Annotated in this window: 19 protein-coding genes; 8 read left to right on the top strand and 11 right to left on the bottom strand. The window is 71.3% G+C overall.

Going from position 1 to position 17,218, the window contains the following annotated elements:
• Position 1 precedes the first annotated feature (1 nt).
• From CF165_RS17750 to CF165_RS17775, 6 genes are all read right to left on the bottom strand, one after another.
• Positions 2–853: a RecB family exonuclease gene (locus CF165_RS17750; RefSeq protein WP_167441493.1), complete on the bottom strand. Its 852-nt coding sequence runs from the start codon at positions 851–853 to the stop codon at positions 2–4.
• 82 nt (positions 854–935) lie between these two features.
• The gene (locus CF165_RS17755; RefSeq protein WP_093948645.1) at positions 936–3,398 is read right to left on the bottom strand and encodes an alpha-L-rhamnosidase-related protein; all 2,463 of its coding nucleotides are present in this window, start codon (positions 3,396–3,398) and stop codon (positions 936–938) included.
• A gap of 125 nt (positions 3,399–3,523) precedes the next feature.
• Positions 3,524–4,153 carry a MarC family protein gene (locus tag CF165_RS17760; RefSeq protein ID WP_093948646.1) on the bottom strand — a complete coding sequence of 210 codons (630 nt, stop codon included), beginning with the start codon at positions 4,151–4,153 and terminating at the stop codon, positions 3,524–3,526.
• A 1-nt stretch (position 4,154) separates the two neighbouring features.
• On the bottom strand, positions 4,155–5,018 hold the full coding sequence (locus CF165_RS17765) for a PHP domain-containing protein (RefSeq protein ID WP_439098509.1): 864 nt from the start codon (positions 5,016–5,018) through the stop codon (positions 4,155–4,157).
• A gap of 48 nt (positions 5,019–5,066) precedes the next feature.
• Positions 5,067–5,627: a PH domain-containing protein gene (locus CF165_RS17770; protein ID WP_020643599.1), complete on the bottom strand. Its 561-nt coding sequence runs from the start codon at positions 5,625–5,627 to the stop codon at positions 5,067–5,069.
• Between the two features lie 20 nt (positions 5,628–5,647).
• Positions 5,648–5,812, bottom strand: a complete 165-nt coding sequence (locus tag CF165_RS17775; RefSeq protein ID WP_167441484.1) for a hypothetical protein — start codon at positions 5,810–5,812, stop codon at positions 5,648–5,650.
• A 183-nt stretch (positions 5,813–5,995) separates the two neighbouring features.
• On the opposite strand from CF165_RS17775, the gene CF165_RS17780 reads away from it, so the two are divergent.
• Positions 5,996–6,409 (top strand): NUDIX domain-containing protein, encoded by a 414-nt coding sequence (locus tag CF165_RS17780; protein WP_093948649.1) that lies wholly within the window; start codon positions 5,996–5,998, stop codon positions 6,407–6,409.
• A gap of 173 nt (positions 6,410–6,582) precedes the next feature.
• Here CF165_RS17780 and CF165_RS17785 read toward each other — a convergent pair whose 3' ends face one another.
• Positions 6,583–7,677 (bottom strand): DUF2332 domain-containing protein, encoded by a 1,095-nt coding sequence (locus CF165_RS17785; protein WP_093948650.1) that lies wholly within the window; start codon positions 7,675–7,677, stop codon positions 6,583–6,585.
• 7 nt (positions 7,678–7,684) lie between these two features.
• A complete protein-coding gene (locus CF165_RS17790) occupies positions 7,685–8,188 on the bottom strand; it encodes a MaoC family dehydratase (RefSeq protein ID WP_093948651.1) in 504 nt (167 codons plus the stop codon).
• Positions 8,189–8,507: 319 nt separating this feature from the next.
• Between CF165_RS17790 and corA the strand changes: the two genes are divergently transcribed.
• From corA to CF165_RS17805, 3 genes are all read left to right on the top strand, one after another.
• The gene (gene corA, locus CF165_RS17795; protein WP_093948652.1) at positions 8,508–9,590 is read left to right on the top strand and encodes a magnesium/cobalt transporter CorA; all 1,083 of its coding nucleotides are present in this window, start codon (positions 8,508–8,510) and stop codon (positions 9,588–9,590) included.
• 182 nt (positions 9,591–9,772) lie between these two features.
• On the top strand, positions 9,773–10,423 hold the full coding sequence (locus CF165_RS17800; protein ID WP_093948653.1) for a metallophosphoesterase family protein: 651 nt from the start codon (positions 9,773–9,775) through the stop codon (positions 10,421–10,423).
• Positions 10,420–11,259, top strand: coding sequence for a chromosome partitioning protein ParB (locus CF165_RS17805; RefSeq protein WP_093948654.1), 840 nt, complete (start codon positions 10,420–10,422; stop codon positions 11,257–11,259). The genes CF165_RS17800 and CF165_RS17805 overlap by 4 nt, the downstream gene beginning before the upstream one ends.
• On the opposite strand, the gene CF165_RS17810 is transcribed toward CF165_RS17805, so the two are convergent.
• Positions 11,228–12,010, bottom strand: a complete 783-nt coding sequence (locus CF165_RS17810; RefSeq protein WP_093948655.1) for a helix-turn-helix transcriptional regulator — start codon at positions 12,008–12,010, stop codon at positions 11,228–11,230. The two genes, CF165_RS17805 and CF165_RS17810, sit on opposite strands and share 32 nt — an antisense overlap.
• Positions 12,011–12,093: 83 nt before the next feature.
• Here CF165_RS17810 and CF165_RS17815 point away from each other — a divergent pair, with 83 nt between their 5' ends.
• A complete protein-coding gene (locus CF165_RS17815) occupies positions 12,094–13,131 on the top strand; it encodes a zinc-binding dehydrogenase (protein WP_240521651.1) in 1,038 nt (345 codons plus the stop codon).
• Here the strand turns inward: CF165_RS17815 and CF165_RS17820 are convergent.
• On the bottom strand, positions 13,128–13,880 hold the full coding sequence (locus CF165_RS17820) for a hypothetical protein (RefSeq protein ID WP_093948657.1): 753 nt from the start codon (positions 13,878–13,880) through the stop codon (positions 13,128–13,130). The genes CF165_RS17815 and CF165_RS17820 overlap by 4 nt on opposite strands.
• Positions 13,880–14,374 (bottom strand): SigE family RNA polymerase sigma factor, encoded by a 495-nt coding sequence (locus CF165_RS17825; RefSeq protein WP_093948658.1) that lies wholly within the window; start codon positions 14,372–14,374, stop codon positions 13,880–13,882. The genes CF165_RS17820 and CF165_RS17825 overlap by 1 nt, the downstream gene beginning before the upstream one ends.
• 183 nt (positions 14,375–14,557) lie before the next feature.
• Between CF165_RS17825 and CF165_RS17830 the strand changes: the two genes are divergently transcribed.
• The 3 genes from CF165_RS17830 to CF165_RS17840 are packed head-to-tail and all read left to right on the top strand — an operon-like array spanning position 14,558 to position 17,183.
• The gene (locus CF165_RS17830; RefSeq protein ID WP_093948659.1) at positions 14,558–15,388 is read left to right on the top strand and encodes a CPBP family intramembrane glutamic endopeptidase; all 831 of its coding nucleotides are present in this window, start codon (positions 14,558–14,560) and stop codon (positions 15,386–15,388) included.
• Positions 15,385–16,530 carry a sensor histidine kinase gene (locus CF165_RS17835; protein ID WP_093948660.1) on the top strand — a complete coding sequence of 382 codons (1,146 nt, stop codon included), beginning with the start codon at positions 15,385–15,387 and terminating at the stop codon, positions 16,528–16,530. Before CF165_RS17830 ends, CF165_RS17835 begins: the two co-directional genes overlap by 4 nt.
• The gene (locus CF165_RS17840; protein ID WP_093948661.1) at positions 16,527–17,183 is read left to right on the top strand and encodes a response regulator; all 657 of its coding nucleotides are present in this window, start codon (positions 16,527–16,529) and stop codon (positions 17,181–17,183) included. The genes CF165_RS17835 and CF165_RS17840 overlap by 4 nt, the downstream gene beginning before the upstream one ends.
• Positions 17,184–17,218: the final 35 nt, after the last annotated feature.

A 17,218-nucleotide genomic window follows, 5' to 3' on the forward strand; every position in this document is an offset into this window, starting at 1 on the left:
TTCAGGGCGCGAGCAGGTCCCAGGGCTGCGCCGCCGGGGCCGCTTCCTGCCCCGCCGCGCAGCTCGGCCTGAAGTCGCACCAGGCGCAACGACGGTCCGGGCGGGCCGGGAACAACACGTCCCCGTCGCCGCCCGCGTCCAGGGTATCCGTGGCCAGCCTGAGGTCTCCGGCGGTCTCGCCGGCGCGTTGCAAGTGCCGGCGCAGGCTCTCCGGCGTGTGCTCCGCCGCCGCGATCGTGCCGGTCGGCAGGTGGTGCAGCTCGACCGTCGTGCACGGCATCCGCAACGTCCGCGCCGCGGCGACCGCATACAGCGCAAGCGCTTGCGACGCCCGCGCTTCGTACTCGTCCGGTGGCCGGCGGCCCGTCTTGTAGTCCACGATGACCAGCTCGCCGTCACGCGCGTCGATCCGGTCCGCGCGCCCTTCGATGATCATCGAAGGGCGCTCCCCCGGCGCCGGGCTGACCGGCGCCGACACCCACCGCTCCAGCCCGACCGGGTCGTGGCTGACGTCGTTGTCCTCGACGTACTCCGCCACCCAGCCCTTGGCCCGCGCCCGGTACCGCGCCGCCTGCTCGTCGCTCTCGAAGCCCGCGTCCTTCCAGAACTCGGCCACCAGCGCCATCGCCCGCTGCGGCACCCGCTTGAGCACCGGCAGGTCGAACAGCGCCCGCAGCGCGTTGTGCACCACCGCGCCGAGCGTGCTGTGCGCCCACGGCCCGGTGCGCTGCGGCGTCGGCCGTTCGAGGTACGCGAGCCGGTACCGGCGCGGGCAGTCGTCGAAGGTCGCCAGCCGCGCCGGCGACACCTTCGTCAGCCGCACCGGTTGCGCGACGCCGAAGTCGAACCCCATCTGCTCCTTCACGCCGCCCACGCTACGCACCACCACCGACACTTTCCGCGCGGGGCGAGCCCGCCCCGCGCGGAAAGCTCGGCTACCGCACTACGAGCACCGTGTGGGTGCCACCGGACACGGCAAGCGTTCCGGCGGCCCGCACCGCGCGGCCGTCCAGCAGGACCAGGCGACCGGCCGGGACCACGAGAGTGCCCGACGTCCCGCGCGGAGCCGTGACCGTCAGCGAAAACACCGAACCCTGCTGCGCCCACGAAGCCGACAACGCGCCCTTCGGCGTCGGCACCGCTCCGCGTGCCCAAGAAACGCCGCCCGGGTTCGGCGCGACCTTCCACGTCGCGAAGCCGGGCGACGTCGGCGAGACGCCCAGCAGCTCGTTGGTCAGCGCCGGGACGACACCCGTCGACCAGCCGTGCGCGGCCGACGTGTAGCCCTGTTCGTACTGCGAGCCGCCCTCGCCGATGCCTTCCCACGCCGTGATTCCGGGGTCGTGCGCAGCCATCCAGCCGTACATCCGCTTGATCTGGTCGATCGCGGACGCCGCCTGCCCGCTCCGGAACCGCGCCTGCAGCTCAGGGAACGACGTGAACGCGTACACGCGCTTCGTGCCGTCGGACACGAGAGTGTCGTTGTCCATGAACGGGTTCCCGTACGGCAGCGCCCCGGCCGCCAGCCGCGCCAGCGCCGAAGTCGCCTGCGACGGCGAGGCGATCCCGGCCAGGATCGCGTGGCTGTTGCCGTCCTGGCCGTGGCGCACCGCGCCCGTCGCCGAGTCGAGGTACGCGCCCGCCGCCGGATCCCACAAATAAGCGTTCACCGCCGCGGCCACGCCGGAAGCGCGCGAAAGCCACCGGTCCGCGTCCGCCGCGTGCCCGGTCGCCCGCGCCAAGCCCGCCGCGCCCTGAAGAGCGCGGACGTACAACGCGTTGTAGTACGTCACTTCGCCCGTACGCGGCAGGAACGCGTAGTCGCCGTAGCCGCCTGTGCCGTTGAGGCCCTTCGCGAGCAACCCGCGCGAATCAGTGACCGACGGATACCACGTGTCGAGCGTCTTCACGAGGTGCGAGTAGTACGAAGCCGCGTACGCGGTGTCGCCGCTGTAGAGGACATAGTCCCAGCTCGACGTCACCCACCAGAGCGGATAGTCGAACAGCGGCAGAGTGTAGTTGTTGATCGACGCCGGCGGGATCCAGCCGTCCGCGCGCTGGTGGTCGGCCAGGTCGGCGAGGACGTTCCGCGCCGCCGTGCCGTCCTGGTGGGTCAGGTACTGCGTCAGGCCGGACACCGCGACGTCGCCGACGTACGGGTCCCGGTCGCGCTTGGCGCCGTCGTGCAGCACCAGCTTCCCGTCCAGCGACGGCGAGAACGCGCCGCGCGGGTCCACATCGGACTCCCGGAAGGTGTCCATGCCCAGCTCGTTCGTGTAGGAAGCGGCATACCAGTAGCGGTTGAGGTCTTCGTCGGACGACTCGAACCAGCCGCGGTAGGTCGACGGCGTGCCGAGGAACGGCGTGAAGTCGAGCGAGACGCCGCTGATCCGCACCTCACCGGACGGCTGCGCGAGCGGGGCGTCCGACGCGAGCGCGTCGAGGCTGATCCGCAGGTAGCGGAAGCCGTGCAGGCCGTCCGCGCACACCTGCGTGCCGCTCTGGCACCCCTTCGTGTCACGCCAGACGGTCGGCGTCGCGGGCACCGCGTACTGGTCGCTGCCCGGCCCGCCGGAGAAGTCCGAACGCGTGAAGTCGGAGCGTTCGCCCAGGTACTGCTGGGTTTCGGAGAACGACAGCCGCACCCCCGGCCGGTTCGCCGACGCGCCCGCGAAGGCGATCTTCGGGTAGCCAGCGACGACCTTGCCGAAGTCGAGCACCGCGACCGGCACCGGCGGATCGGCGACCAGCCCCGGCCAGACCTCGCTGACGCGGCTGAACTCGCCGGACGGGGTGTTCTGGTCCTTCGTCACGGTGATCCGGACCTGCGTGGTGGTCACCGGCCGGTCGAAGGCGACCGCCCGCTGCACGGCGGTGTTGCCGCCGACCGTCGCGGCCACCCGCCACGCCCCGGCGTCCAGCACTTCGACCGTGAAGTCCTGCGGCACTCCGTCCACATTGGACAAGAGGGTGACGCCGGGGAGCGCGACCGGCGCGGCCGCGGTGATCGTCAGGACGTCCGGGTAGGCGCCGATCGTGTCGTCGTTCCAGAACGTCTCGGTGTTCCCGTCGACGGCGTTGCCCGGGTCGTACGTCCGCGGCTGGCCGTTTCCGCCGTTGTTCGGCGCGTGGAACGACGACGCGGTGGCCGTGGTCCCCGCCGGCCACACCGGCTTCGGTGGCGGCGCCTGCCGTTTGAACGTCGCCACCCCGCGCCCGAGCAGGCCGTTCGGGTTCGAGACGTCACCGCTGGTGGACAGCACCTTCACCGGCCGGACGTCCCGGGTCGTGGGTGCGACGACGTACTTCTGCCAGCCGGGCGCGGCCGTGGCGGGCGCGGCGGCCACGCCGCTCGCCACCAGGACTGCCACCGGCAGGAACGCTCTGAGCCACTTCATCGAGGCCTCCGCAAGGCGTTTGAATCGTTTCAACCGCTGAGCTGAGCTTCAGGCTGCGGGAGAAGTGCCAACGATGTCAACGAACCCGGCTCATCCTGTCCGATCGGACAACCGGGGTGAAGGCGTCAGCCGGCGCCGGAGATGAAGCCGCGGACCGAGTTCGCGACGAGCTCGACCGCGATGGCGGCGAGCAGCAGACCGGCCACCTTGGCCAGCAGCGTGATGCCGCTTTCCTTGATCAGCCGGATGACGAGCCCGGAGTAGCGCATGCAGAGGTAGATGACGAAGTGGGTCGTGACGATCGCCAGCGCCAGCGCGATGTACGCGCCGAGGTGGCCGTCGGCCTGCCGGACGAACACGATCGTCGCGGCGATCGCGCCGGGGCCGGCCAGCAGCGGCGTGCCGAGCGGCACCAGCGCGACGTTGACGTCCTCGGCCGCCGCTTCGGGCTCGTGGCCGTTGCTGGTGAGCAGCTGCAGCGCGATCAGCAGGAGCAGCAGCCCGCCCGCGCCCTGCAGCGCCGGAATGCCGATGCCGAGGTAGGCCAGGATCGCCTGGCCCGCGACCGCGAACAGGGTGATGACCAGCAGCGACACCAGGACGGCCTGCCGGGCGGCGCGCGCCCGCGTCGCCACCGGCTTGCGGCCGACGAGGCTGAGGAACACCGGCACCGTGCCGGGCGGGTCCATGATGACGACCAGCGTGATCGTCGCGCTCATGAAGAGCTTCACGTCGAAGAAGTCGGCGATCGCCATGTCAGCCCTTCACGACCTGACTGCCGGTTGCCCGCGCGACCAGTTCCTCGAACTGACCGGGGTCGGTGGTGCACTCGCCGAGCGCGATCGTCTTGTTCGTGCCGTGGTAGTCGCTGGAACCGGTGACGAGCAGGCCGAGCTCGCGGGCCAGCTCACGGGTGCGGGCCCGCGTCGGCGCGTCGTGGTTCGGGTGGTCGGCCTCGACGCCGGTGAGCCCGCGTGCGGCCAGCTCGGCGAGGGTGTCCTCGCTGATGGTGGCGCCGCGGCTGAAGGCGAAGGGGTGCGCGATGACCGTCACACCGCCGGCCGCGACGATCATGTCGATCGCTTCCCCGACCGGGGTGTCGCGCCGGGGGACGTAGTAGCCGCGGCGGGGGCTCAGGTAGTCGGCGAAGGCCTCGTCGACGGACTTGACGAGCCCGGCCCGGACCAGGGCCTGGGCCAGGTGGGGGCGGCCGGGCGGCGAGTCCTCGGGCAGCAGGCCGAAGATCTCGTCGGCGTCGATCGGGAGGCCGTCGGCGGCCATCCGCTCGGCCATCCGGCGCAGCCGCGTGCGGCGTTCGAGCCGCAGCCGGGTCTGCTCGGTGACGACGGTCTCGGCCGTCGGGTCGAAGAGGTAGGCGAGCAGGTGGACGCTGATCTGCCTGCCCGTGTCGGGGTCGATCGACACCGTGGAGAGCTCGGCGCCGGGCACCAGCGTCAGGCCCGGCGGCACCGCCTCGGAGGCGGGCGCCCAGCCCGCGGTGGTGTCGTGGTCGGTGATCGCGACGACGTCGAGCCCGGCTTTCACGGCCGCGGCGACGAGCCCGGCCGGCGAGTCGGTGCCGTCGGAAGCGGTGGAGTGGGCGTGCAGGTCGATGCGCATCATGTCCATTGTCGACGATGCGCTACGTCACACGTGCGGCGGGACGCCTCAGCCGACCGGCTTCTTCCCCCGGGCGGCCCGCTGGGCCTTGATCATCGAGAAGCGCTCGGCCTGCTTCTGCTTGTCGCCGAAGACGAGCTCCGAGATCGTGTCGTAGAACTCTTCGGGACGCGGGATGTAGTCGATCCGGTTCAACGCCTGGATCTGACCGGCGGACTCGACCACCATCGTGCCGTAGCCCATCATCCGGCCGTTGGCGGTGCGGACGTAGCTGAGGTCCGTGACCTTGCTGATCGGCATCATCAGCACCTTGGTGGTGAACACGCCGGTGGTCATGACGAACCGCTTGTCCGTGACCACCAGCCGTTCGACCCACCACTCGATCACCACGTAGGCGAACCGCAGGACGACGAGCAGCGCGACGTACCAGAGGATGTTCTGGCCGATGTACAGCGCCGGCGGCAGCAGGTAGGACACCAGGACGCAGACGGCCAGCAGCGCGGCCGCCTCGAAGGTGTCCCACAGCAGCACCGCCCAGTGGCGGCGGATCCGGATGACCCGCCGCTCGGTGTCGAGGAGGTACTCGTCGGGATCGCGTGGCGCGAACATGGTTCGAGGGTAGCCCCCGATCAGCCCTTGAACACGCTGCTGACGAAGGTGATCACCGATTCGGCCGAGTCGCGCAGGAACTGGATGATGTTGCCGACGAGGCCCGCGGCCTGGCCCGGCTGGGCAATGACGAAGAACAGCACCAGCGCGATACCGGCGAGGCCCGCAATCTTCTTCACGTTCACCGTGATCAATCCCGTCTCTTACGGTGACACCGGACAAGTGGCACTTAACTTGTACCGCACTGGACAGGGGCACGGGAGGGAAGTCCCGCGCTCGGGTCAGCACGCGGTCCGAAGTGTACCGTACGGCTACTCTCCGTGTACAGGACATCCGTTTTCAGTTCGGTCACGTCTACCCTTCGGGACATGGCACACCCCGCGAGCACCACGGTCCGCTGCGTCGGCGGCATCGCTTTCGACTCACGGGGCCGCTTGCTGCTCATCCGGCGCCTGAACGAGCCCGGATCGGGGCTGTGGTCCCTGCCCGGCGGCCGCGTCGAACCGGGCGAATCGGACGAAGTGGCCGTGGTCCGGGAGCTGCGGGAGGAGACCGGGCTGGACGTGATTCCGGGCACATTGATCGGCACGGTGACGCGAGGGCCGTACGCGATCTACGACTACGCCTGCACGGTGGCGGGCGGCGTTCTCACGGCGGGTGACGACGCGTCGGAGGCCCGTTGGTCCGATGCGGCGGACCTGTCCACGCTCGAGGCGGGCGGAGAGCTGGTGGATCTGCTTTACGTGACGCTTCGTGACTGGGGTGCCCTGCCGCGGGCTTGAACGGCCCGCCACTTCCGGCCCCGCCCCGGAAGCCTCCCCCGCCCTCCCTGGGGGGCGTCCCCAAGTCCAGTCTATCGGCGCCGGCCGACGAAACCCGCGGGAACGCCGCTGCTCAGCCCAGTTGTCCACAAGACGGCATCCCTGTGGGCAACCGGCCCGCCACAGGCAAGCCGCTAGAGCGGCAGCCAGGTCATCCGCTGCCCGTGCGGCGCCGTCCGGGCCAGGGCGTGGGCCTCCGGCTTCCCGTCCTCCCACCGGACCACGCCCAGCGTCGCCAGCCCGTCCGCACCCGACAGATCCGACCGCCCCGGCAGCACGATCTCCAGGCCCGCGCCGTAGAACTCCTCCGACACCCACCACACCGGCCGCGACTTCGCCAGCGAGGCCAGCTCGGCGACGAACGCGGCACGCCGGTCGGCCGGGAAGTAGGCCAGTGCGTGGCTCGTCACCACCACCAGCGGCCCGTCCAGCGTCGCCGCCGCCGAGGCGAGGTCGTCCACGCCGTCGCCCGTGATCAACCGCGGCCGGTGGCGGGTCTGCTCCGCCGCCGCCGTGCGCAGGAGCCTGATGCGGTCCGGCTGGTCCGCCCAGACGCACGCCTCCAGCCAGGCCAGCTCGTCCTCGTCCGACAGGTCCACCGGGGCCCGGTCGAGCCCCGCCCGGTCGAGCACCGCGAGCTTCTTCGGCAGCTTGGGCGTCACCGCGCCCGGGGCCAGGTCCAGCGCGCAGTGCAGGCCGACCGCGGCCTTCGCCGGGCCCGCCGTCAGCTGGTCACCGCCGTCGCACTGGTAGCGGTAGCCGAAGCGGTCCAGGCCCAGCAGCAGCCCCGCGCTGCAGCCCACCTCCAGCAGCGAGACCTTCCCGCCCGCTTCGCGAGCCGCCCGCGCGACACCGGGGTACAGCAGCGCTGCCCGCCGGACCTCGTTCGTCTGCGTGTACCGCGAGGCGATCAGAGAACGCGCCTTGTCCGCCCGCTCCAGCAGGAACGACCGGAACAGCGGCCAGGTCTCGGAGTCGACGCCGTCGAAGCCGCCCAGCGACGGGTAGTACCGCGAAAGCGGGTGGATCGGGTCCGCCTGCACGAGCCGGTGCGCGGTCGCCATCAGCAGCGTCCCGCGGACCTCGCCGTCGCGGGCCACCGACAGCAGCCCCGCCACGTCGTCGTCCTCCGCCGCCTGCAGCGCCAGGTGCTCGTACAGCGGCGACACCCCGCGCGCCTCGGCTTCCGCGAACGTGCGCAGTACGCCCTTGATCCCGTCCAAGTCCATCAGAGCCTCATTCGTGCGGCACCGGCCGGCCCGGCTGCTCCCCGCCGCGAGTCTCCCCGTAGGAGCGCTTCGGCACCATCACCTTCCGCCGGAAGATGCACACGATCGTGCCGTCCTGCTTGTACCCGCGGGTCTCGACGTACACGACTCCCCGGTCGTCCTTGGACTTCGACGGCGTCTTGTCCAGCACCTCGGTCTCGCCGTAGATCGTGTCGCCGTGGAAGGTCGGCTTGACGTGCTTGAGCGACTCGACCTCCAGGTTCGCGATCGCCTTGCCGGAGACGTCGGGCACGGACATCCCGAGCAGCAGCGAGTAGACGTAGTTGCCGACCACGACGTTCTTGCCGAAGTCGGTCGTCTCCTCGGCGTAGTGCGCGTCCAGGTGCAGCGGGTGGTGGTTCATCGTGATCAGGCAGAACAGGTGGTCGTCGTATTCGGTGACCGTTTTGCCCGGCCAGTGCTTGTAGACCGCACCGACCTCGAACTCCTCGTAGTACCGACCGAACTGCACTCGTCTCTCCTGTTCGCGTAACACCGCGTGAGGCTGGTACGACACGCATCCGTAGTGAGGAGTACCCTCAACCATCGGTAGTTCGCGCGTCAACGCGAGCCCCACCACTGTTGCCCCCGGCCCGAAGGAGGTGAGGAACTCGATGAGTAGTGGCGATAGTCCGCTCCCTAGTAGTCCCAGCGTTCCCACCTCACCGGCCGGCCGGCTCATCTCCTGGTAGGCCTTCTCTCCTCCGGGAACGCTGGTGTGTCGCCGGGCGGACGCATTTCCGCCCCTGGTCAGTCGTCTCGCACGACCACGCACGACACCAGGAGATCCCATGCCTGCCATTCCCTCGCTCGGCGGTCTTCGCGGCCGCGGCAACAAGGGCGCCGTTCCCGTCCGCCCGATCCCGGTGCCGCTGTCGGCGTACGTCGTCGACTGCGCGGTCTACGTCGCCGGTGAGCGCCTGCCCGGCCGCTGGACCCACTCCGAGGCGATCAAGGAGGTCCGGAAGCGCCACGAGGGGTTCGTCTGGATCGGGCTGCACGAGCCGGACGCCCAGCAGATCCAGGGTGTGGCGGACACGTTCGGGCTGCACGAGCTGGCGGTCGAGGACGCGCTCGAAGCACACCAGCGGCCGAAGCTGGAACGCTACGACGACACGTTGTTCCTGGTGGTCAAGACCGTGCGGTACGTCGAGCACGAGTCGCCGACCACGGCGAACGAGATCGTCGAGACCGGCGAGCTCATGGTCTTCCTCGGCCGCGACTTCGTGATCACCGTGCGGCACGGGAACCACTCGGGGCTGGCGCGGCTGCGCCGCGAGCTGGACGACGACCCGGAGCGGCTGCAGCTGGGCCCGTCCGCGGTCGTGCACGCGATCGCCGACCACGTCGTCGACCACTACCTCGACGTCACGGGCCGGATCGAGAACGACATCGACGAGATGGAGGCGCAGGTCTTCGCGCCCCGCTCGCAGGTCAGCGCCGAGCAGATCTACCTGATGAAGCGGGAGGTCCTCGAGCTGCGCCGGGCGGTGGTGCCCCTGGCGACGCCGGTGCAGCGCCTGGCCGAGGGCTACACGCGGCTGGTGCCGGACGAGGTCCGCTCGTACTTCCGCGACGTCGCCGACCACCTCACGACCGTGTCGGAACGGGTCGCGGCGTTCGACGAGCTGCTGTCCACACTGGTCGACGCGACCGTCGCGAAGATTTCCCTGCAGCAGAACACCGACATGCGCAAAATCACGTCGTGGGCGGCGATCATCACCGTGCCGACGATGATCGCGGGCATTTACGGGATGAACTTCGACTACCTGCCCGAACTGCACTGGAAGTTCGGGTACCCGCTGGTGATCACCGTGATCCTGGCGATCTGCCTGTTGCTGTACCGAATATTCCGGAAGAACGGCTGGCTCTAGGTCCCCCTTTCTTTTCCCACCGGATTCCTTCGGAGACACGTCATGTCCAGGATGTTGTCCAACCTCAAGTTCTGGGCGCTCACGCTCAGCCTCGTGTGGATCTTCGTCATCACCTTCGTCATCGTCGCCGACCCCGGATTCGCGCACGGCATGAAGTAACCGGGGCGTCGTACCCTGGGGCCATGCCGAAAGCGCTGGTGGTCGCCGACGAGGTCGACGAGCGGTTGTGGACCGATGCGGTCCGCACCGTCTCCGTCGACCTCGTCATCGGCGCCGGCGACCTCCCCTACGACTACCTCGCGTTCCTGGCCGGCGCGCTCGACGTGCCGTGCGTGTTCGTGCCCGGCAACCACGACCCGGACCTGAGCGGCTACACGCGCTACGGCGGACTGTCCATGAAGGACGGTTTCCCCACGCCGTGGCCCGGTCCGGCGGGTGGTGTCAACGCCGACGGCCGGGTCGTCGACGTCGCCGGGCTGCGGTTCGCCGGGCTCGGCGGTTCGATCCGCTACAACGACGGCCCCAACCAGTGGACCCAGCGCCAGCAGGCCCGCCGGGCCCGCGGCCTGGTGCGGCGCGCGAAATGGCGGCGGTGGCGCGACGGCCGCGACGTCGACGTGCTGCTGACGCACTCGCCGCCGCTGGACCTCGGCGACCGGCCGGACCCGCCGCACCGCGGGTTCGCGTGCCTGCACCGGACGATCGACGTGCTGCGCCCGAAGTGGCTGCTGCACGGGCACATCCACCCCCACGGCGAGCCGGTGCCGGACCGGGTCGTCGGCGAAACCCGCATCCGCAACGTGGTGGGCCACCGGATCATGGAGTTCTCATGAAAGAGACGGGGTTCCCCCGCGCCGACGCGGAGAACGACTTCCTCCGCGCGCGCCGGGGCCAGGTGCTTTCGCGGCTTTCGACGTGGCTGCGCCGCGAGCCCGACGACGTCAACATCATGTTGCCGTTCCACGAGGTGGTGGAGGCGCTCGGCTACCTCGGCGAGCACCGGATCGGGTTGCGGGTGATCAAGCTGGACTCGATCGCCGGCACGGTCGACCGCAGCCGCGACTTCGACCGCCGCTTCCGCCCGACGTCGGCCCGGGTCCGCGAGCGCTGGGAACGCCTGGCGCTGGCCGCCCGCCGCGGCGAGGAGATCCCGCCGATCGAGGTCTACCGCGTCGGCGAGCTGCACTTCATCATCGACGGCCACCACCGGGTGTCGGTCGCGCTCGCGCAGGGACTGTCCACAATAGAGGCTTCGGTGACGGTCGTGAAGACCAAGCTGGACCCGAGCGGCATCCGCCACCGCGGCGACCTGATCGTCAAGGACTACCGTCGGCTGTTCCTGGAGCGCGTCCCGCTGACCGGCCACGCGCGGGCGTCGGTGATCGTGTCGGACCCGTGGGACTACGCGAAGCTGGGCGAACACGTGGAGGCGTGGGGGTTCCGGCTGATGCAGGACGAAGGCAAGTTCTGCGACCGGGCGAACGTGGCGCAGCGGTGGTTCGAGGAGGAGTTCGTCCCGGTCGTGGCGATGCTGCGGCAGGCGGGGCTGATCGGCGACCGGACCGACGCCGAGGCGTACATGTGGGTGGCGGCGGAACGGTACCGGCTGATCCGGACCCACCGCTGGGACGACGAGGTCATCGAGGCGCTGCGATCCCGCCGGCACTAGGCAGGTGGTAGACGACCAGCGTCTGCTCGGGCCGTTCGGCGACGGGGAACGCGGCGTGCGCCATGGTGATCACGCCCAGCCGGGGATGCCGGAAGCGCTTGCGGCCCGCGTGGCTGAACTGGATGTCGTACCGCGGCCACCACTCGCGCACCTCGGGGCTCGCGTCGGTCAGCTCCGCCACGAGCCGCTTCACGCGCGGGTGGCCGGGGTGCCGCCCCGCGACCGCGCGCAGCCGGGCCAGGATGGTGCGCGCCTCCTGCTCCCAGTCGACGAGCACCTCGCGCGCGGCGGGCTCGGTGAACACCCAGCGCACGACGTTGCCGCCCGGCCCGATGCCCCGGAGCAGCTCCGCGGCGGCGGCGTTGTGCGCGAGGACGTCGTAACAGATGCCGGTGACGTACGCGGGGTTGTCGCCCAGCAACGCCGGGACGCCCGCGACCTCGGGCGCGACCTCCTCGGGGGCGTCCTCCGCGGCCGTCGCTCCTCCCCCGGCGAGGCGGCGCAGGTGCTCCTGCTCGGCGGCGCTCAGCCGCAGTGCCCGGGCCAGGGCGTCGAGCACCTGGCCGGACGGGCGGACGTCGCGGCCCTGCTCGAGGTAGGTGAGCCAGGTGGCGCTGATGCCGGCCAGCAGGGCCAGCTCCTCGCGGCGCAGCCCGGGCGTACGGCGGCGCCCGGTGACCGGCAGGCCCGCGTCGGCCGGGGACAGCCGCTCCCGGCGGCTGCGCAGGAACGTGCCCAGCTCGACGCTCACCCTGGAACCTCCAATACCAGAATAACCCGATTCTGGATACCAGCTTAACGAGTCGCGAGGCTGGTCCCATGCGAGCTTGGACTGTGACTGCACAAGACGACGACGTACGCCTCTCCGACGTGCCTGCCCCCACCCTCCAGGGCGGTGGCGTACTCGTGGAAGTGCTCGCCGCGCACCTCCCGGCGTACACGAAAGCGGTGGTGCAAGGGAACCGCGGCACCCTGCCGGTCCCCCTGATCCTGGGTCCCTCCTGCGTCGGGCGCGTGCTCGACGTCGCGCCCGACGTGTTCCACGTCGCCCCGGGTGACATCGTGCTGGACACGGCGTTGCTCGACGCGGGCGGCGGCGACGAGATCCTGGTGGGCTGGGTCGGCCTGGGCGGTTCCGGCGCCGGCAGCGAACGCACGGATCGCATGCGCGCGGTGTGGCGCGACGGCGTCTTCGCGGAAAAGGCGCTCTGCGCCAAGGAAACGCTGGTCAAGCTGCCCGGTGCGGAGAACCACCCGGACCCGGCCCGCCTGGCGTTCCTGCCGTGGCTCGGCATCGCCGCCGCGGGCCTGCGCGCGGCGGGCCCGCTGACCGGCCGCGACGTCGCGGTGGTCGGGGCGACGGGCCAGCTGGGCGGCGCGGCGGTGCTGACGGCGCTGGCGGAAGGCGCGGCGACGGTGACGGCGGTGGGCCGCAACGAAAAGGCGCTCGACCGGCTGGCCGCGCTCGGCCCCCGGGTGCGCGTCCACCGGCTGACTGGCGACCGCGCGGCGGACGCGGCGGGCATCGGCCCGGTGGACATCGCTCTCGACGCCCTCGGCGCCACGCCGACCGCGGACGCGACCATGGCCGCCTACGACAGCTTGCGCGTGCGCGGCACCCTGGTGGTCATCGGCGGCGTGCGCCAGGACCTCACCATCCCGTACGGCGACCTGATGCACCGCAGGCTCACCCTGCGCGGCTCCTGGATGAGCGACGACGAGACGGTGACCAAGGTGTGGCACCTGGTCCGCGCCGGGCTCTTGGACCTCTCGGCGGTCGAACCGCGGACGGTCGGCCTGGACGACCCGGCGGCCGCCCTCGACCTGGCGGAGCGGACGACGGGCCTCGGTTTCGTGGCCCTGGTGCCCTAGAAGTCCAATCCCGGCGTCAACGCCAGCTGCCGCACCTGGGCGAGGGTCAGCGTCGGCTCCGGGCGCTGCTTCGGCAGGTGGACGCCCATCTGCTGCAGCACCCCGCTGTTGTTCGACGTGAACTGCACCTGCGCGCCCGGTGCGGACAGTGCCACGCGGTGGGTCACGACATCGCCGGAGCGCAGCGTCGACTGCCACAGCACTCCCTGGGGCGTCGGTTCCACGCGGCAGGCGATCTCTTCCGGGTTGTCGCCGCACGGCGGGCCACCCGAGTTGCTGCTGGGCACGAGCAGGACGTACACCGACCCGGAACCCCGCGCGTCGGTCACCCGGACCCCCATGTGGAACAACGCGTCCTGGGGCCGGGGCGAGTCCCCGGCCGGGTCGGCGATCAGGTGGAACGGGTCCGCCGGCGGCGTCTCCCCCGGGATCGTCAACCGCGTGATCTGCGCGTCGGAAGGCAGCAGCGCACGCACCGCGTTGCCGATGACACAGCTCAGCCGGTCGACCAGAGCCTCGCGCGTGGCCGACGCCGTCGGGCACGGGCGGCTCGCGACTTCGGCCCGGTGCGGCAGGACCACGACCGCGAGCCCCAGCGCCAGAATCACCACGGCCAACGCCACCGCCCCCGTGAGCAGGTACCGGCGGCGCGAAAGGCGCGCCGCCGCGAGGACCTCCTCCCCGGACAGGCCGATCGGCGGTTCGCCTTCGGTCACGTACGCCGTCAACGCGGTCCGGACGTCTTCCATCACGACTCCTCCGTCGTCGGCGCCGGCAGGGCCGCGCGCAAGGCCTCGACCCCGCGGGCCGTCTGGGACTTGACCGTGCCTTCGGCGACGCCGAGCAGGGCCGCGACCTCGGTCACCGGGAGGTCTTCGAGGAACCGCAGCACGACCATCGCGCGCTGGCGAGGCGTCAACCCGGCCAACGCGCGCTCCACGTCGAGCCGCAGAGACGTGTCCCGGCTCGGAAGCGACGCCGTGTCCGGCACGAAAGACGTCACGTACTCCCGCCCGGACCTCCGCTGCCCGGCGAGGAAGAGGTTCAGCAGGATCCGGCGCGCGTAGGCGTCGACGGTGTCCGGCCGCACCCGCCGCCAGCGCCGGTACAGCTGGACGAACATGGTCTGGACCAGATCCTCGGCCGCGTGCCAGTCACCGCAGAGCGCGAAGGCCACGCGGCGGAACCGCTGCACGCGCGCGGCGAAGTACTCGCTGAAATCGAGGTCTCTCGACGTCGCCACCGTGCCTCCTTCCCCCGCTCCCAGTGTTACTAGTGCGCCGGGGCCCGGAAAGGTTCAAGTGACTTGTCCCCCGTGCGAGCTACGCGCAGGTGTCCACCGCGAGGTGACGATTCCCGGCCGCCGGATCCCTAGCGTTCTTCGCAGCCGCGGCAGGCAGGCCCGCGGGATTCGAAGGAGTTCTTCATGAGGCTGGTCTGGCAACTGCTGGCCGTCGCGGCGGTCGCGTTCGTCGGCGGTCAAGTCGTCAACGCGGTGGGGAATCCGTGGCTGACGCTCGTCCTCGGAGCCCTGACCGCCGTGCTCGCGGTGGTCGTCTACCGGTGGGTGGTGCGGCGGACCGAGCACCGCCCGGTCACCGAGCTGGCCCGACCGGGTGCCGGGCTCGCGTTCGGCCGGGGCGCGCTGGCCGGGGTCGCGCTGTGCGGGCTCGTCATCGCGAACATCGCGCTGCTGGGCGACTACGAGGTCCGCGGCTGGGGCTCGGTGCCGGCCGCGGTGGGGCTCGTCGGCTTCATGGCCGCCGCCGCGGTGACGGAGGAGCTGCTGTTCCGCGGCGTCCTGTTCCGGATCGTCGAAGAACGCACGGGGACGGGGATCGCCCTGGCGCTGACCGGCGTCCTGTTCGGCCTGGTGCACTTGTTCAACGCGGACGCGACGCTGTGGGGCGCCATCGCCATCGCGATCGAGGCCGGCGGCCTGCTGACCGCCGCGTACGTCGCCACCCGCAAGCTGTGGCTCCCGATCGGCCTGCACTTCGGCTGGAACTTCGCCTTGGCCGGCATCTTCGGCACGGAGGTCTCGGGCAACGGCACCCCGCAGGGGCTGCTGGACGCCGCGACGTCGGGTCCCGTGGCCATCACCGGTGGCGACTTCGGTCCGGAGGGCAGCCTCTACTCGGTGCTGTTCTGCGTGCTGGCGACGGGCGCTTTCCTGTGGCTGGCCCGCCGGCGCGGCAATCTGGTGCCCCGCCGTCGCACCGGACGCCTCGACGACGTCACTACACTTTCCCGGTGATCGATCACCGGGCGGCCTTGGCGCGGTGGCGCCGGCTCGACGTCGTGGTCCGGGACCTCCCGCTCGGGTTGCTGTTCCTGGCGGCGACGTTCGTGCCGGCCCTCGAAAGCCACGGGACCGAACTCGGCGGCGTGCCGTCACGCTCCTTCGACGCGCTGGCCGTCGGGGTGGTCCTCCTCGAATGCCTCCCGCTCTCCGTGCGACGGCGGTGGCCGGCCCTCTGCCTCACGCTGGTGTCGCTCGGCTTCGCCGTCGACCAGGTCCGCGGCTACCACCTGGCCGCGGGCGCCGCACTGGCCGTCGCGCTGATGAGCGCGGGAGCCCACCTCGAGCGACGACGGCGCGCCACGGCCGCCGGGTTTTCGGTGGCGTACGCGCTGCTGGCGGTCGTCCTCTTCCGGCTCGGTTCGGAGCCGCCCGTCGAGTTCGTCACCTTCTACCTGCTGCTGGTGTTCGCCTGGGGAACCGGCTCGTGGCTGCGCGCCACCCGTGCCGCGGAAGCGGAACGCCGCCACCGCGTCGCCGACGACACCCGGGCCGCCGAACGCAACCGCATCGCCCGCGAACTCCACGACGTCGTCACCCACCACGTGACGGCGATGGTCGTGCAGGCCGAGGCGGCGCGGTACCTCACCGCCGCACCCGACCGCCTCGACGAGACGCTGACCGCGATCACCGGCACCGGCCGCCGGGCCATCGCCGACCTGCGGCACCTGCTCGACCTGCTCAACCCCGACCACGGCCCCGAGATCACGCCGCCACCCGGCGGCCTGCGCACGCTCGTGGAGCACGCCCGCGAGGCCGGGCAGCCGGTGGAGTTCGCCGAGGAGGGCACGGCGGCGGAGTCGGCGGGCAGCGCCGACCTCGTGGCCTACCGGGTCGTGCAGGAAGCCCTGACGAACGCCCTCAAGCACGCGCACGGCAGCCGGACCTCGGTGCGGGTCCGCCACGACGAACGGGAGATCGAGGTGGAGGTCGGCACGGACGGTCCCGGCTCGCGGGACGCGTCCCCCGGCGGGAGCGGGCGGGGCCTCGCCGGCCTCCGCGAACGGGTTCGCGTCCTGGGCGGCGACTTCAGCGCGGAGCAGGCCGACGCGGGCTTTGTCGTCCGGGCGCGGATTCCCACCGGGAACCGGTCGTGACCGCGCCGATCCGGGTCCTGGTCTGCGACGACCAGATGCTGATCCGCACCGGGCTCGTCACGATCATCGGCGCGCAACCCGACTTCGAGGTGGCGGGCGAATGCGGCGACGGGCGCGCCGCGGTCGACCTCGCCGGAAAGCTGCGCCCGGACGTCGTCGTGATGGACGTGCGCATGCCGGTGCTCGACGGCATCGAAGCCACCCGCCTGCTGGCCGGCGCCGGCGTCCCGCACCCGGTGAAGGTGCTCGTGCTGACGACCTTCAACCTCGACGAGTACGTCTACGAGGCGCTGCGCGCGGGGGCGAGCGGGTTCCTGCTCAAGGACGCGCCGCCGGACCGGCTGCTGCACGGGATCCGGACCGTCGCCTCGGGCGCGGCCCTGCTGGACCCCGAGGTGACTCGCCGGCTGGTGGGGCGGCACGCGGCCCGCATCCGGCCCGCCGCCACGACACCCGATCTTCCGTTGACGCCTCGCGAACTGGAGGTTCTGCGGCTCATCGCGGACGGCCTTTCCAACAGCGAAATCGCCGCGAGCCTCGTGATCAGCCCGGAGACCGTCAAGACGTTCGTGTCGCGCATCCTCGCCAAGCTCGACCTGCGCGACCGCGTCCAGGCGGTCGTCTACGCCTACCGCCACGGCCTGGTGACTTGAACGGGCCTCCCCGGGAGGAGGCCCGTTCACCCACG

It is taken from the genome of Amycolatopsis vastitatis (genome assembly GCF_002234595.1).
Classification (GTDB): domain Bacteria; phylum Actinomycetota; class Actinomycetes; order Mycobacteriales; family Pseudonocardiaceae; genus Amycolatopsis; species Amycolatopsis vastitatis.

Coding starts and splice junctions, on each gene's coding strand:
- CF165_RS17750 (WP_167441493.1), bottom strand. CDS start 853: ATGGGGTTCGACTTCGGCGTCGCGCAACCGGTGCGGCTGACGAAGGTG.
- CF165_RS17755 (WP_093948645.1), bottom strand. CDS start 3,398: ATGAAGTGGCTCAGAGCGTTCCTGCCGGTGGCAGTCCTGGTGGCGAGC.
- CF165_RS17760 (WP_093948646.1), bottom strand. CDS start 4,153: ATGGCGATCGCCGACTTCTTCGACGTGAAGCTCTTCATGAGCGCGACG.
- CF165_RS17765 (WP_439098509.1), bottom strand. CDS start 5,018: ATGCGCATCGACCTGCACGCCCACTCCACCGCTTCCGACGGCACCGAC.
- CF165_RS17770 (WP_020643599.1), bottom strand. CDS start 5,627: ATGTTCGCGCCACGCGATCCCGACGAGTACCTCCTCGACACCGAGCGG.
- CF165_RS17780 (WP_093948649.1), top strand. CDS start 5,996: ATGGCACACCCCGCGAGCACCACGGTCCGCTGCGTCGGCGGCATCGCT.
- CF165_RS17785 (WP_093948650.1), bottom strand. CDS start 7,677: ATGGACTTGGACGGGATCAAGGGCGTACTGCGCACGTTCGCGGAAGCC.
- corA (WP_093948652.1), top strand. CDS start 8,508: ATGCCTGCCATTCCCTCGCTCGGCGGTCTTCGCGGCCGCGGCAACAAG.
- CF165_RS17800 (WP_093948653.1), top strand. CDS start 9,773: ATGCCGAAAGCGCTGGTGGTCGCCGACGAGGTCGACGAGCGGTTGTGG.
- CF165_RS17805 (WP_093948654.1), top strand. CDS start 10,420: ATGAAAGAGACGGGGTTCCCCCGCGCCGACGCGGAGAACGACTTCCTC.
- CF165_RS17820 (WP_093948657.1), bottom strand. CDS start 13,880: ATGGAAGACGTCCGGACCGCGTTGACGGCGTACGTGACCGAAGGCGAA.
- CF165_RS17830 (WP_093948659.1), top strand. CDS start 14,558: ATGAGGCTGGTCTGGCAACTGCTGGCCGTCGCGGCGGTCGCGTTCGTC.